Here is a 15,768-nt window from a genome sequence, read left to right as displayed (position 1 = left end):
ATGCTTTTGTTTGTAGTAGCAAGTACTTAGTATCAAGTATCAAGATAGGTAATCCAATCTTGATACTTGATACTTTATACGAGATACTTAGTCTAACGTAATATCTAAACCTAATCCACGTAACTCGTGTACCAATACGTTGAACGATTCCGGTACACCTGGAGTTGGTAGGTTTTCACCTTTAACAATGGCTTCGTAAGTTTTGGCCCTTCCGATAACATCATCCGATTTAACGGTTAATATCTCCTGAAGAATATTAGCTGCACCGAATGCCTCTAATGCCCAAACCTCCATCTCACCAAAACGCTGACCACCGAACTGGGCTTTACCACCCAATGGTTGTTGTGTAATTAACGAGTATGGTCCGATTGAACGGGCGTGCATCTTATCATCAACCATGTGACCTAATTTCAACATGTAGATAATACCTACTGTTGTAGTCTGATCGAAACGCTCACCTGTTAAACCATTGTATAAGTAAGTTTTTCCTGAAGCAGGAACACCCGCTTTAGCAATCCACTCTTCAACCTCATCATGCGTAGCACCATCAAAAATCGGGGTAGCGAACTTCACACCCAATTCTTTCCCGGCCCATGCCAATACGGTTTCGTAAATCTGACCTAAGTTCATACGTGAAGGTACACCTAGTGGGTTCAACACGATATCAACAGGGCTACCATCAGCTAAGAAAGGCATATCTTCATCACGTACAATACGTGCAACAATACCTTTGTTACCGTGGCGACCAGCCATTTTATCACCTACTTTTAATTTACGTTTTTTAGCAACATAAACTTTTGCCATTTGTACAATTCCCGATGGAAGCTCATCACCTACACTAATCGCAAATTTATCGCGTTTGTAAGCGCCAAGTTCTTCGTTAACACGGATACCGTAGTTGTGAAGCAACATTTTAATCATCTCGTTTTTGTCATCATCAGTAGTCCATTTGTTAGGGCTGATGTGATTGTAATCAAGATCTGCTAAAATTTTCTGCGTGAATTTAGCACCTTTAGCAACTAATAATTCTTTATAAATGTTGAATACACCTTGCGATGTTTTTCCATTTACAATCGTGAATAATTTATCTACTAATTCTGCTTTTAATTTCTCCGTGATATTGTTATATCCTTTGTCTAATTTCTCAATTGCCGATTTTTCCTCCGCTTTTGTCGTTTTCTTAGCACGGCTGAATAATTTGGTATCAATTACCACACCCTGGATTGAAGGAGGAGTTTTTAAAGACGCATCTTTAACATCACCTGCTTTGTCACCAAAGATTGCACGTAATAATTTCTCTTCAGGTGAAGGATCAGACTCTCCTTTCGGCGTAATCTTACCAATTAAAATATCACCTTCTTTTACATCAGCACCGATACGGATAATACCGTTTTCATCAAGGTCTTTAGTAGCCTCTTCAGAAACGTTCGGGATATCTGGTGTTAATTCCTCTTCTCCACGTTTAGTATCACGTACTTCTAATTCAAACTCTTCAATATGCAATGAAGTGAAAACGTCATCACGAACAATACGCTCGTTGATTACAATCGCATCCTCAAAGTTGAAACCTTGCCAAGGCATGAAAGCCACTTTAAGGTTTCTACCTAATGCCAACTCGCCGTTTTCAGTCGCATAACCTTCGCAAAGAACCTGCCCTTTAGTAACTTTCTGACCTTTCCTAACGATTGGTTTTAAGTTGATACAAGTATTCTGGTTGGTTTTTTTGAACTTAATTAAACGATAAGTTTTGCTGTCACCTTCAAATGAAACTAAACGATCATCTTCGTTACGCTCATATTTAATAGTGATTTCGTTAGCATCTACATATTCTACAACACCGTTACCTTCAGCATTGATAAGTGTTCTTGAGTCGCGGGCAACGCGACCTTCCAAACCTGTACCAACGATTGGCGCTTCAGGACGTAACAATGGTACGGCCTGACGTTGCATGTTCGATCCCATCAAAGCCCTGTTCGCATCATCATGTTCCAGGAACGGAATTAACGAAGCAGCGATTGACGTAATCTGGTTAGGTGCAACATCCATCAAGTCTAATTTCTCAGGCTCAATAATCGGGAAGTCACCCTCATAACGTGCTTTAACGCGTGGTGTAATGAAATTACCTTTATCATCATACTCTGCATTAGCCTGAGCGATGGTTTTGCCATCTTCATCTTCTGCAGATAAATAAATAACATCTGAATCAACAACGACCTTACCATCTTCAACACGTTTGTATGGTGTTTCGATGAAACCTAAATTATTGATTTTCGCATGCACACAAAGTGATGAAATCAAACCAATATTTGGTCCCTCAGGTGTTTCAATTGTACATAAACGACCGTAGTGCGTATAGTGAACGTCACGTACCTCGAAACCAGCCCGCTCACGTGATAAACCACCCGGACCTAAAGCTGATAAACGGCGTTTGTGTGTAATCTCTGCCAATGGATTTGTTTGGTCCATGAACTGAGACAACTGATTAGTACCAAAGAAGGAATTAATAACCGATGATAACGTACGGGCGTTAATCAAATCAGTTGGTGTAAACACCTCGTTATCGCGAATGTTCATACGCTCACGGATTGTTCTGGCCATACGGGCTAAACCAACACCGAATTGTGCGTATAATTGCTCACCTACCGTACGTACACGACGGTTTGATAAGTGGTCAATATCATCCACCTCTTCTTTAGAATTGATTAATTTAATCAGGTATTTAACAATTGCAATAATATCTGCTTTTGTTAAAACCTTAACATCATCCGGCGTATTCATTTTTAATTTACGGTTGATGCGGTAACGACCAACATCGCCTAAATCGTAACGTTTATCTGAGAAGAATAAACGATCAATGATACCACGTGCAGTTTCCTCATCAGGTGGTTCTGCATTACGCAAAGCCCTGTAGATGTTTTCAACCGCCTCTTTTTCAGAGTTTGATGTATCTTTTTGTAATGTATTATATATAATGGTATAATCGGCCTGGCTCGCACCATCTTCTTTTGAAAGAATGATGGTTTTAACACCGGCTTCGATAACCATATCAATGTGTTCGTCTTCTAAAACGGTCTCTCTTTCAAGAATCACTTCATTACGGTCGATAGAAACTACCTCACCTGTATCTTCATCTACAAAATCTTCAACCCATTTCTTTAAAACTCTTGCCGCCAGTTTACGACCGATGTATTTCTTTAAACCTGATTTACTAACTTTTACTTCGTCAGCAAGATCAAAAAGTTCTAAGATATCTTTATCAGAATCGTAACCGATAGCACGTAATAAAGTGGTAACCGGGAATTTTTTCTTACGATCGATGTAAGCATACATTACGTTATTAACGTCTGTAGCAAACTCGATCCATGAACCTTTAAAAGGAATAACACGTGCAGAATACAATTTGGTTCCGTTCGTGTGACGGCTTTGGCCGAAGAACACGCCTGGAGAACGGTGTAATTGCGAAACGATTACACGTTCTGCACCGTTGATAACAAATGTACCTTTTGGTGTCATATACGGGATAGTACCTAAATACACATCCTGAATAATGGTTTCAAAGTCTTCATGTTCAACATCGTTACAAGAAAGCTTTAGCTTTGCTTTTAATGGAACATTGTAGGTTAATCCACGCTCAATACACTCGTGTATATCGTAACGTGGCGGATCAACAAAATAATCAAGAAACTCCAATACGAAGATATTTCTTGAATCTGTTATTGGAAAGTTTTCAGCAAACACTTTAAACAAACCTTCGCTAGAGCGATCGTCTGATGTGGTATCTATCTGGAAAAATTCTCTGAATGATTGCAATTGCACATCCAGAAAATCCGGATAGTCTATAATGTGCTTACTCGTTGCAAAATTTACTCTTTGTTCGACTGTCTTTGCCAATGGACTAAAAGATTTTAGTTTAAGAATAAACTATTTGTTTGGTTCGGGTTTGAAACATTCTCATTAACCAAGCAAAATGAGGTGTTTATAAACAGGTAAAGACACCGACATTTTCAGTCGGTGTCTGATACATTTTTAGCTTAGCTAAATTAAGTGATTACTTAATTTCAACTACTGCTCCAGCTTCTTCTAATTGTTTTTTAAGAGCTTCTGCTTCGTCTTTAGCAACACCAGTTTTCAATTCTTTTGGTGCACCGTCTACTAGGTCTTTAGCTTCTTTTAAACCTAAACCAGTTAAGTCTTTAACAAGTTTTACAACTGCTAATTTCTGACCACCAGCTTCTTTTAAGATTACATCAAAAGATGTTTTTTCTGCAGCAGCAGCAGGTGCATCACCACCAGCAGCAGGACCAGCAACTACAGCAGCAGCTGCAGGCTCAATACCATACTCATCTTTTAAGATTTGAGCTAATTCATTAACTTCTTTTACTGTTAAGTTTACCAATTGCTCAGCAAACGCTTTTAAATCTGCCATTTTATTAAGATTTTAAAAATTTACGTGTAATAATTTTGTTTAATTTGCGAACTTAAGGTGTTCGTTAACCTTCTCTTTCTTGTAGAGTTTTAACAATTCCTGCAATTTTGCCACCGCTTGATTTAAGGGCAGAAACAACATTTTTAGCTGGTGATTGTAATAATCCAATGATATCGCCAATAAGCTCTTCTCTCGATTTTAAGCTTACTAAGTTATTCAATTGGTCATCGCCAACGTATACTGATGAATCTATATATGCCGCTTTAAGCACAGGTTTATCAGAAGTTTTTCTCAACGTTTTAATCAACTTAGCCGGAGCGTTTGCTGTTTTTGAGAATAATAATGATGATGAACCTTTAAGGGCTTCGTATATCTCAGAAGCATCGCCATCCAAACCTTCAATCGCTTTACGGATTAAAGTATTTTTAGCAACCTTCATTACGATATCACTTTCAAAACATTTGCGACGGATGTTATTAATCTGCTCAACAGAAAGGCTGGATGTATCAGCAATGTAAAAATTGCCAAACTCCTGCATTTGTCCTTGTAGTTCTAAAACTACTTCGTTTTTTTCTTCTCTGTTCATGATTAGATCCCCGCTACTGATTTTGTTTCAATTGCAATTCCAGGACTCATTGTAGAAGACACGTGAATGCTCTTAAAATAAGTTCCTTTAGCAGCAGATGGTTTTAATTTAGAAATTACAGAGATGATCTCTAATGCATTTTCATAAATTTTATCTGCCGGGAATGATACTTTCCCTATTGAAGCGTGTATAATACCGCTTTTGTCTACTTTAAAATCAATTTTACCTGCTTTAACCTCCGTTACAGCTTTACCAACTTCGTTAGTAACTGTACCAGATTTTGGGTTTGGCATCAAGTTCCTTGGACCTAAAACGCGGCCTAATTTACCTACTTTTGCCATACAAGCTGGTGTCGTGATAATAATGTCTACATCGGTCCAACCACCTTCAATTTTAGCCACATATTCGTCTAAACCTACGAAGTCTGCGCCGGCTGCTTTTGCTTCTTCTTCCTTATCAGGAGTTACTAAAGCTAAAACACGTACAGTTTTACCTGTTCCGTGTGGTAAAGTAGCAATCCCACGTACCATTTGATTGGCTTTACGCGGATCTACACCTAATGACACATCAATATCAACTGACGCATCAAATTTAGTGGTAGTGATTTCTTTTACCAAAGCAGCAGCAGCCTGTAAAGTATAAGCTTTACCAGCTTCTATTTTAGCATGTGCCTTTTTTTGATTTTTAGTTAATTTCGCCACTGTTGTAAACTGTTTTTAATTAATTATTCCAGGGTGCGTCACCAGAAACGGTGATTCCCATACTGCGTGCTGTACCGGCAACCATACTCATTGCAGATTCGATTGTAAATGCATTTAAATCAGGCATTTTATCTTCAGCAATAACTTTAATCTGGTCCCAGGTCACCGATCCAACTTTCTTACGGTTTGGCTCAGCAGAACCACTCTGTAATTTAGTAGCATCTTTTAACTGGATGGCTACAGGAGGGGTTTTGATGATGAAATCGAATGACTTATCAGCATAAACAGTAATTACAACCGGCAATACTTTACCTGCTTTATCTTGGGTACGAGCGTTGTACTGTTTGCAAAACTCCATGATATTCACCCCTTTAGCACCTAATGCAGGTCCTACTGGTGGCGATGGATTTGCCGCTCCGCCTTTGATCTGTAATTTGATCATTGCACTGACTTCTTTTGCCATTTTGTGTTTTTATTTATTTAAAACTCAATGTTAATAGTGGAAGCATGTAACATTTAATTTCCTGGCGGCTTTATACAAAACCAAAAGGACTGCAAAGATATGAATAATCTTGCAGTCCTCCAATATATTTTGTAAAATAAATTTTACTCTTTTTCTACTTGCATATAGTTAAGTTCAAGTGGTGTTTTACGACCAAAAATCTTAACCATAACTTTTAATTTTTTCTTTTCTTCGTTAACTTCTTCGATAACACCGGTGAAACCATTAAACGGCCCGTCCATAACTTTGATGTTTTCGCCAACATAGAAAGGCACATTCATCATCTCCCCTTGCTCACTCATTTCATCAACCTTACCTAAGATACGGTTAACTTCTGCCTGGCGCATCGGAATTGGATTACCGGCTTTATCACCTAAAAATCCAATTACACTATTTATTCCTTTAATAATATGCTCTAACTCGCCGTCTAAAGTTGCTTCAATTAAAACATAACCAGGATAAAAGTTACGTTCTTTTGCAATTTTTTTACCATCTTTCATCTGGTAATATTTTTCCATGGGTATTAAAACCTGGGGAACCAAATGAGAGAATCCTAAACGACTTATTTCAGCATCAATATACTGCTTTACCTTTTTCTCTTTACCGCTTACAGCTCTTACAACATACCACTTTAAAAGATCGCTCATTAGTATATTAATTAGAAAGTGATTTGTAAAAAGTATCTAACACAAAGACAGAACCTTTATCCATTGCAAAAATGATTAATGCAATAATTAAAGAGGCTACTAAAACAAGAACCGCAGAATTTTGAAGCTCTCCCCAGGTAGGCCATGTAACCTTTTGAGTCATTTCATCGTACGATTCTTTTATAAATTGAACTACTTTAGCCATATCTAAATTTTTGCACGGGAACAAGGATTCGAACCCTGATCAAAGGTTTTGGAGACCTCTATTCTACCGTTGAACTATTCCCGTAATTTAAAAGCAAAGTACTTAAGTTATTTCCCAAGCACTTTGCTTTCTTATTTTCCTTAAGCCCCTTTAGGGGTTTGGGGAACTATTTTAAAATTTCAGTTACCTGACCAGCACCTACTGTTCTACCACCTTCACGGATAGCGAAACGCAGACCTTTTTCCATTGCGATTGCGTTAATCAATTTAACTGTGATTGTAACGTTATCACCTGGCATTACCATTTCAGTACCTTCAGCTAATGAAATCTCACCAGTTACGTCTGTTGTACGGAAATAGAATTGAGGACGGTATTTGTTAAAGAATGGTGTGTGACGACCACCTTCTGCTTTTGATAATACATAAATCTCAGCTTTGAAATCTGTGTGAGGTGTTACTGAACCTGGTTTACAGATTACCATACCACGACGGATATCAGTTTTCTCAATACCACGTAATAATAAACCAACGTTATCACCAGCTTCACCGTAATCTAAAATTTTACGGAACATCTCAACACCAGTTACTGTAGATTTTAAGTTCTCAGCACCCATACCTAAGATTTCAACCGGATCACCTGAGTTGATTACACCACGCTCAATACGACCAGTAGCAACAGTACCACGACCAGTAATTGAGAATACATCTTCAACAGGCATTAAGAAAGGAAGATCAGTTAAACGTGGAGGGATTGGAATGTAGTTATCTACAGCATCCATCAATTCCATAATTTTACCAACCCATTTCGGATCGCCGTTTAATCCACCTAGTGCAGAACCTTGGATTACAGGAATGTCATCACCTGGGAATTCATAGAATGATAATAATTCACGAACTTCCATTTCAACTAATTCTAATAACTCAGGATCATCAACCATATCCACTTTGTTCATGAATACAACTAATGAAGGAACACCTACCTGGCGAGCCAATAAGATGTGCTCACGAGTTTGTGGCATCGGACCATCTGTAGCAGCAACAACGATAATTGCACCGTCCATTTGAGCAGCACCAGTTACCATGTTTTTCACGTAATCCGCGTGACCTGGACAGTCAACGTGCGCATAGTGACGGTTAGCTGTTGAATACTCAACGTGAGCTGTATTGATTGTAATACCTCTTTCTTTTTCCTCTGGAGCAGAGTCAATAGATTCGAATGAACGTGCCTCAGATAAACCTGCATCAGCTAAACATTTTGTAATAGCTGCTGTTAAAGTTGTTTTACCGTGATCGACGTGACCGATTGTACCGATGTTTAAGTGCGGTTTACTGCGGTCAAATTTTTCTTTTGCCATTTTATTTATAACTAATTAGTAGGTTAACTTTTTATTATTTTTTATTTATTGTTTTGATACAATGCAACACAAAAAACCTTGTCTACTCTGTTTATTTAACAGATTTAACAAAGCTTCTTTTACCTGAGCCAACTATGGGAATTGAACCCATGACCTCTTCCTTACCAAGGAAGTGCTCTACCGCTGAGCTAAGTCGGCTTTTTATTCAGCTCATTAGTTCAGTAGTCCATCCGTTCATTAGGTTACAAATAAACCGGTGAACCAATTACTAATGAACTTCCAAGAGCGGAAGACGAGGTTCGAACTCGCGACCTATAGCTTGGAAGGCTATCGCTCTACCAACTGAGCTACTTCCGCTTATTAATTTACGATTTTAGATTGACGATTTAAGATTAGTTTCAATCGTCAATCTAAAATCTTTCAATCTAAAATCAATTGGTGGGGAGAGAAGGATTCGAACCTTCGAAATCTTGCGATAACAGAGTTACAGTCTGTCCCATTTGGCCGCTCTGGAATCTCCCCAACTTTATCCTAAAATGCGAACACCTTAAAATAAAAGAGCCTCCTATCGGAATCGAACCAATGACCTACTGATTACAAGTCAGTTGCTCTACCAGCTGAGCTAAGGAGGCTTTTATTTTTATATGCTATTGTTTAAAAAAATGGTTTTTTAAACAATTAAATGCGTATTTATAAAATATTATACTTTCACAGAACAATCCATTTCTTTATTTGAGGTAACCCCCTTTCCGAATTGGAATGCAAATCTACACATTTATATTTCTATTCAAAATAAATTTAAAAAAAAATTAGCGAGCCTGTTAACCCGCTAATTTTTTATTTAAAATTTAAAAAAATATTTACTTAGTAATCAGATATTTCGCTATCGATTAAAACCGCTTTTTGCTCACTGATTTTTTTTCTTGTTTTTTCTTTATGCTTGGTGATTTGCTTCCTTAATGATTCAATTGCCAAATCTGTGGCTTCTTCAAATGATTTACATTGTTCTTTAGCGAATAAGGTGCCGCCGGGTACAATCAGCTTTATCTCGCTGATTTTATTGGCTTCATCTTCTACGTTTTCTAACTTTAAATACACTTCACCACTAATTATCTGGTCAAAAAACTGATCGAGCTTATTGGCCTTCTTCTGTATAAAATCTAACAACTTACTGTCTGCACTGAAGTGGATTGATTGAACTCCGATTTTCATTTTTCCTCCTTTTTTTACGCCTTTGGATGGGCTTGTTTATAAATTGTTTTTAATCTTTCGATCGAATTGTGTGTGTAAACCTGTGTGGCAGCCAAACTCGCATGCCCTAAAAGCATTTTAATTGCATTCAAATCTGCACCTGCATTAAGTAAGCTTGTTGCATAGCTATGCCGAAGCACATGCGGGCTTCTCTTATCATTAGTCGAAACCAGATTTAAATAAGAACTTACAATGCGGTATATTAATTTCGGGTAAGCCGCAGTACCTGTATTGGTAACGATTAAATTAGGAAAATTGTTATTAAAGTTTTGCAACTTTTTTAGCTCAATGTAGCTATTTAACTGACTAATAAGCTGTTTATTTACCGGAACAATACGTTCCTTATTTCTTTTACCTAAAACTTTTATGGTATTTGAATAAAAATCAACATCTGTATCTTTTAAACCAATTAATTCAGCCAAACGTATGCCTGTTCCGAAAAGCAGTTCTATAACTAAATGATCTCTTTTTGAATTAAAACCTTCATTGAAAAATTCTTTTGAATCTAAAAGATTATCCAGCTTTTGTGTTTCTACAAAAACCGGTAAGCGTTTAGGAATTTTAGGTGCTTTTATCAAAAGCATTGGGTTTTGACCAATTTTTCCTTCCCGGAAGAGAAACTTGTAAAAGCTACGCAACGCTGATATTTTACGGTTTATCGTATTTTCCGATGATTTATTTTCCATTAAATCGACCATAAAACTTCGAACATGTGTATGCTTGATTTCCAATACATCAAGTTCGAAGGTTTTCAGGATATAATCCTGGAATTGCAATAAATCTGCCTGATAAGAGGTTACGGTGTGCTGAGAATAGCGTTTCTCGTGTGATAGATAGGTTAAAAAACTGTTCAGCAACATTTAGTATATATTAGTCCTTCACTAAAATTGAAGTTACTAATAGTTTTAACATTAAGGAATTATTAACAGAAATTTTTACAAAAAAAAAATGCCCTTAGAAAAATCTAAAGGCATTTAGTATTATTATATATGTTACAACTATACAGTTGTATCCTGGTTCATGTTTTGAATGTAAACAGCATGTTTAATTTCAGTACGACGAGCTACAGATTTTTTCTCGTATGCCTGACGACTACGAAGTTCTCTTAATACACCTGTTTTTTCGAATTTCTTCTTGAAACGTTTAAGGGCTTTATCTAATGATTCGCCGTCTTTAATGTTAATAATGATCATAACGCTGAAATACCTCCTCTCGTGGTTTTTAAATTTCCTTATTGTAAGGGTTGCAAATGTAAGTAAAATATTAAGAATAAAAAATTTTTACCCAAAAAAATTTATCATATAATAAACTGTATTATAGCAGATTAGAAAGAAAAAAAAATGCCCTGAAATTTTCAGGGCATTTCCATAAGTAAAAAAATGATTTTTAGTTGTCGGTCATTAATTTATTGTACAATAATTCGGTACCGGAAATTGGCCAGATGTATTGTGTAGATGTTGGTGGTACAGCCGGAACATTTCCTTTTCCAGGTATTGTTAATCCTAAACGTAACAAATCCGGACTGCGTAATCCTTCGCCTAAAAACTCGATATTTCTTTCTTTGAGAAAGGCATCAAACAAAGCCTGGGGCGAAGCAAAACTTGCGGCAGTAAATACTGTAGTTGCATCCGATCGTGTTCTTACGGCGTTAAGCAATGCAATACTTTGTGCATCAAGCGAGTTTGTGCTTCTGGCACGGGCTTCACCTAAATTAAGCAGCACTTCAGCATATCTGATTACGGGAACATAATCTGCATAACCGGCAGCGGCCAGCGTTGGAAATTTAGATAAATAAGGCAGCCCTCCTGATAAGGTAACGAAAGATCTTCTTTTATCAGCTGCCTTAATTGTAGCATCGCCGATTATCCCGTCAGGGTTTAAGGAATATAATTTCACACCAAAATAATAAGAGCCTAATGCACTCTGGCCACCGGCAGCTTCTGTACCGGTAACAAATGGCATGGATAAAATGGATTCGCTGGTTGTATAAGGTGTTTTAAAAACATTGGTAACATCACTCTGTAAAGCCAGCGGAACACCCGTGCTTGCAACGAAAGGAGCAGCTGTGCTCACAATTTTATTTGCTTCTGTAATAACATCCGCATACCGCTGCATGGTTAAATAAACACGTGTTTTAAATGCAATAGCCGTATTACGGTGCGCACGGGTGGTATTGGTTACGGCTACAGTTCCGTAATTTAGCGGTAAATCAGCCTCTGCCTCATTCAGGTCTTTTAAAATCTGAGTGTAAATAACACCTGTAGAGCTTCTGGCCAGATCGTAATTTCCGGCCACAGAATTTCCTGTTAACCGCAAGGGTAAGCCTGGTTTCGAGCCTTGTCCGTCATAATAAGGCCTGGCATAAAGCTGCAATAAACTATAATAACTAATGGCTCTAACCAGTTTGGCCTCTGCTACGTAGTTTTTAGAAATTGCATCTCCGATAACAGATGTTCCTTTTGCAGCCATCCCTTCAATAAAAAGATTGCATCGATTAATTGTACTATAGGCGGAAGCCCAAAAATCAGTTACTTCCTGCGCCCCGTTACCTAATGTATAATTATACGTTTGATAAGCAGTTACGGAGTTACTACTTTGAGCTAAAAAATTATCAGCTCTTAAATCATTATAAACAAGGTATCTGCTGCCGTAAAAATCACCGGCTCTTAATCCTGCATATAAACCTAAAACCTGCCCCTGGATTCTTCCCACGGTAGAAAACTGAGCATAATCCAAAGTAGCAACTGCCGTTTGTGATTGTGGTGTTAATAATTCCTTCTTGCAGCTAGTGAATAAACCTAGTGTGATATAAGTAATATATAATAGTCTCTTTTTCATAATTCTTTCTTATTGGTTAAAACTTAACAGATAAACCTGCGGTAAAAGCCCTTCCGTTACCGACCGAGTTTCTTTCAACACCTTGAGAAGCATTCCCGCCAATGGAATTACCATTAGAAGACACTTCCGGATCGGACCCGGGATATTTGGTAAGAATGATTAAATTATTACCGCTAACATATAATCTGGCGCTCGATAGTTTTAATCTGGATACCACACTTTTTGGGAATGTATAGCCAAAACTCGCCGTTCTAAGTTTTAAAAAGTCGCCCTTAAACACGTTAACGTCTATTGGAAAAGAAGAACCGTTTGATACATTATCGCCATTTATGATTTTTGGAATGTCCGTAATTTGTCCCGGGGTTGTCCATCTGTCTAACATATCAGTAGAATTATTCCAGAAACGCTGATCCCTTAAACCTGCATTAGTACCATAATAAATATAAAAGCCGAGTTGATAGGTAAAAGTTAAACCCAAATCAAACTGCTTATATCTGAATGTATTGTCAAAACCACCAGAAAATTTTGGTTGAGTATTTTTATAAGCGATGCCGTCGTTATTAAGCGAAATTCCGTTTCTGGCTTCTGTACCGTCTTCATAAGAATACCTGAATTGTCCGGCAGGCGCAACTTGCTGATAAAGCACTTTTTTGCCGGTAGATTTTTCGATAAAAATACGCCTTCCGGTTGCAGGATCTACACCTGCAGTTTGTACGGTGTAAATCATACCAAGCGGACCACCAACTTTGGAAATACTTGCAGATTCTAAACTGGAAGTTGCTTGAATAAATTGCGTTAAACCTTCTGACAAAGAAAGAATTTCATTTTTATTATAAGAAATGTTAAATGATGGAGACCAGCTGAAAGCCTGTGTACGAACAGCTTCTGCATTAACGGTTAATTCCAAACCTTTATTATACATCGATGCGATGTTTAGCTGAGGCGTACTGGGTAAACCTGCCGATGGAACCTGAGGCACATTATAAATCAGGCCATCGAGCATATTTTTATAATAAGCAGCTTCTACTGTAATTCTGTCATTCAGAATACCGAAATTGAAACCCAAATCGAGCTTCTTACTTTCTTCCCATCCGATTTGATCGTTTCCGGTTTGACTTGGAACTAATGTAGATGCTCCATTATATAAACCGGTTGAATAAAAAGAATAAGAAGCCAAATTACCCAAACCACTGGTGTTCCCTACTGTACCATATGAACCCCTGATTTTGAAACTTGTAAAAGTTTTATCCAGGCCTAATTTTGACCAGAATTTTTCCTGGGCAATTTCCCAACCTAAAGCAACACCATAAAAAACACCTTTCTTGTTATCAGCGCCAAAAGCAGAATATTCATCCTGACGAATATTTGCATTAACGTAGTATTTTTTTCCATAGTTATAGGTTAATCCGCTAAAAAACGAAACCAGGTAATTTTCACCCATATTAGCAACGTTCACTGCCGGTGTAGCGTAGCCAGCCGCAAATACATTAAAAGCCGGATCGGATAAGGTGGTTCTGCTTGCTCCAAAACCCAATGATGTACTTCTTTGTTGTTCATTACCTAACAATAAAGAGAAGTTATGCTTTTCGCCAAAAGTTTTATCTGCCTGAATCGTATTGGTTAAAACCCATCGTTTATTTTTATTTAAACTTTCTGCCGCTGAACCTCCCGATGCTGCTGAACCCCCATTTATAGGATTTGCAAATGAATCATTATCAGAGAAAATATAATCGATACCATAAACTGATTTTGCGAACAACCAGGGTGCAATATTAGCTTGTAAGTAAATATTAGACTGAATATGATTAATTTCATTATTTGAACGATCTAAATTTAAAACTGCGGCGGGATTATAAAAACCTACATCTGAACCAACATTTGCGCCTCTTCCAATGGTTGTTGCATTAAACACACTGTAAGTTCCATCATTATTATAAGGAGAAACGTTTGGGGCAGTTACAATAGCCAAACGTCCTAAACCACCTGTACCGAATGCTTCACCGGCAAGAGAGCCTGTAGACGTTGCAGATAAGTTTTCTTCATTAGAATAAGATATTTTACCACCCACAACAAATATTTTCCCTTCTCTATGGTCGACCTTGAACAAGGCCGCTTTTCTATTATAATTATTATTGGTTACAATACCTTGCTGATTGGTATAACTTCCGGATAAATAATAGTTGGTAGATTCACTACCGCCGGAAATACTTAATGAATTGTTATGGGAAAAACCTGTTCTATAAATATAATCGTACCAATTTGTATTGATAACATTTCCGGCAGCATCATTTGATAACGCAAAATATCTTCTGTTGGCCAGGTTGGCATTTGTATTATCAAAAGTACCGGCATTTCTTAATCCTTCATTTTTTAAATCGGTGTATTGATAGGCGTCTAAAAGTACAGGCAAACCTCTTGCCTCTGTTGAACTTACCCACGCATCATACGATACGACAGCTTTACCAGGCTTACCTTTTTTTGTGGTGATAACAATAACACCATTGGCACCCCTGCTCCCATAAATTGCAGAAGCAGCTGCATCTTTTAAAACCTCCAGCCGTTCGATATCATTTGGATTGATACTGGATAATGCATTACCAGGCGCACTTGATCCGCTTACGTCACCGGTATACGTAGCAACGCCATCAACAATAATTAACGGATAGGAACTTAGAGAAATGGAATTTGTACCACGAATACGAATAACCGGCGGGTTATTCAGTACACCATTTGGAATGGTAATTTGAACACCAGCTGCCTTACCACCCAATGCCTGATCGAAACTCTGAATTGGTTTGTTTTCGAATTCTTTTCCTGATATTGTTGATATTGAGCCGATATTATCAGCCTTTTTGAAGGTTGAATAGCCCGTTACGATTACATCAGTTAGTGAGTTGCTTTCTTCTTCCAAAGCAGCATTCACAGTAGATGAGTTAATTGGAACCGTTTTGGCTGTGAAGCCTACGAAACGAAAAATAAGGGATTTGGTGTCACCGGGAACTGATATAGAATAAATGCCGTCGGCACCCGTTTGAGCTACAATTCTGGCTCCGGGTACCGAAACGGAAACTCCGGGAATGGGTAAACCATCTTTAGCTGAAGTTACTTTTCCTGTAATTTTCTTTTGTTGTGCCTGAACAGCGAAGCTAAGCCCAACAAAAAGGAATAAAACGAGTAGTTTTTCTTTCATAAATTTTAATTTTAGGTTATGATTTAGTATTTATTTAGAGAAATTGTATTTTAATTTACAAAATCAAT

13 protein-coding genes and 5 tRNA genes are annotated in these 15,768 nt (G+C 37.6%); all 18 read right to left on the bottom strand.

Annotation, left to right across the window (positions count from 1 at the left end; genetic code table 11):
- Window positions 1-87 precede the first annotated feature (87 nt).
- Entirely contained in the window at window positions 88-3,891 is a 3,804-nt protein-coding gene (rpoB, locus tag O0931_RS01845; protein ID WP_269413847.1) for a DNA-directed RNA polymerase subunit beta, read from the bottom strand.
- A 157-nt stretch (window positions 3,892-4,048) separates the two neighbouring features.
- Window positions 4,049-4,426, bottom strand: a complete 378-nt coding sequence (rplL, locus tag O0931_RS01840; RefSeq protein WP_025143257.1) for a 50S ribosomal protein L7/L12 — start codon at window positions 4,424-4,426, stop codon at window positions 4,049-4,051.
- Window positions 4,427-4,490: 64 nt separating this feature from the next.
- Window positions 4,491-5,012 carry a 50S ribosomal protein L10 gene (rplJ, locus tag O0931_RS01835; protein WP_056092807.1) on the bottom strand — a complete coding sequence of 174 codons (522 nt, stop codon included), beginning with the start codon at window positions 5,010-5,012 and terminating at the stop codon, window positions 4,491-4,493.
- 2 nt (window positions 5,013-5,014) lie between these two features.
- Window positions 5,015-5,713, bottom strand: coding sequence for a 50S ribosomal protein L1 (gene rplA, locus O0931_RS01830; protein ID WP_056092810.1), 699 nt, complete (start codon window positions 5,711-5,713; stop codon window positions 5,015-5,017).
- A gap of 19 nt (window positions 5,714-5,732) precedes the next feature.
- Window positions 5,733-6,176: a 50S ribosomal protein L11 gene (gene rplK / locus O0931_RS01825; RefSeq protein WP_010601094.1), complete on the bottom strand. Its 444-nt coding sequence runs from the start codon at window positions 6,174-6,176 to the stop codon at window positions 5,733-5,735.
- A 143-nt stretch (window positions 6,177-6,319) separates the two neighbouring features.
- On the bottom strand, window positions 6,320-6,862 hold the full coding sequence (gene nusG, locus O0931_RS01820) for a transcription termination/antitermination protein NusG (RefSeq protein ID WP_056092813.1): 543 nt from the start codon (window positions 6,860-6,862) through the stop codon (window positions 6,320-6,322).
- A 7-nt stretch (window positions 6,863-6,869) separates the two neighbouring features.
- Window positions 6,870-7,067, bottom strand: a complete 198-nt coding sequence (gene secE / locus O0931_RS01815) for a preprotein translocase subunit SecE (RefSeq protein WP_056092816.1) — start codon at window positions 7,065-7,067, stop codon at window positions 6,870-6,872.
- Between the two features lie 13 nt (window positions 7,068-7,080).
- Window positions 7,081-7,151 (bottom strand) — tRNA-Trp (locus tag O0931_RS01810).
- An 82-nt stretch (window positions 7,152-7,233) separates the two neighbouring features.
- Entirely contained in the window at window positions 7,234-8,421 is a 1,188-nt protein-coding gene (gene tuf, locus O0931_RS01805; RefSeq protein WP_056092819.1) for an elongation factor Tu, read from the bottom strand.
- Window positions 8,422-8,547: 126 nt separating this feature from the next.
- Window positions 8,548-8,619 (bottom strand) — tRNA-Thr (locus O0931_RS01800).
- A gap of 86 nt (window positions 8,620-8,705) precedes the next feature.
- A tRNA-Gly gene (locus tag O0931_RS01795) sits at window positions 8,706-8,778 on the bottom strand.
- A 79-nt stretch (window positions 8,779-8,857) separates the two neighbouring features.
- Window positions 8,858-8,943: transfer RNA gene (locus O0931_RS01790), tRNA-Tyr, on the bottom strand.
- A gap of 37 nt (window positions 8,944-8,980) precedes the next feature.
- A tRNA-Thr gene (locus tag O0931_RS01785) sits at window positions 8,981-9,053 on the bottom strand.
- A gap of 232 nt (window positions 9,054-9,285) precedes the next feature.
- Window positions 9,286-9,633, bottom strand: a complete 348-nt coding sequence (gene hpf, locus O0931_RS01780; protein ID WP_269413846.1) for a ribosome hibernation-promoting factor, HPF/YfiA family — start codon at window positions 9,631-9,633, stop codon at window positions 9,286-9,288.
- Window positions 9,634-9,647: 14 nt separating this feature from the next.
- On the bottom strand, window positions 9,648-10,532 hold the full coding sequence (locus tag O0931_RS01775) for a phage lytic cycle repressor MrpR family protein (protein WP_269413845.1): 885 nt from the start codon (window positions 10,530-10,532) through the stop codon (window positions 9,648-9,650).
- A gap of 138 nt (window positions 10,533-10,670) precedes the next feature.
- Window positions 10,671-10,865, bottom strand: coding sequence for a 30S ribosomal protein S21 (gene rpsU / locus O0931_RS01770; protein WP_056871296.1), 195 nt, complete (start codon window positions 10,863-10,865; stop codon window positions 10,671-10,673).
- Between the two features lie 193 nt (window positions 10,866-11,058).
- Window positions 11,059-12,510, bottom strand: coding sequence for a RagB/SusD family nutrient uptake outer membrane protein (locus O0931_RS01765; RefSeq protein ID WP_269413844.1), 1,452 nt, complete (start codon window positions 12,508-12,510; stop codon window positions 11,059-11,061).
- Window positions 12,511-12,526: 16 nt separating this feature from the next.
- Window positions 12,527-15,700: a SusC/RagA family TonB-linked outer membrane protein gene (locus O0931_RS01760; RefSeq protein ID WP_269413843.1), complete on the bottom strand. Its 3,174-nt coding sequence runs from the start codon at window positions 15,698-15,700 to the stop codon at window positions 12,527-12,529.
- Window positions 15,701-15,768 lie beyond the last annotated feature (68 nt).

Source organism: Pedobacter rhodius (assembly GCF_027213645.1).
Taxonomy (GTDB): domain Bacteria; phylum Bacteroidota; class Bacteroidia; order Sphingobacteriales; family Sphingobacteriaceae; genus Pedobacter; species Pedobacter rhodius.
Note: the sequence above shows the minus strand (reverse complement) of the source record. Positions and strands in the feature narration are given on the sequence as shown.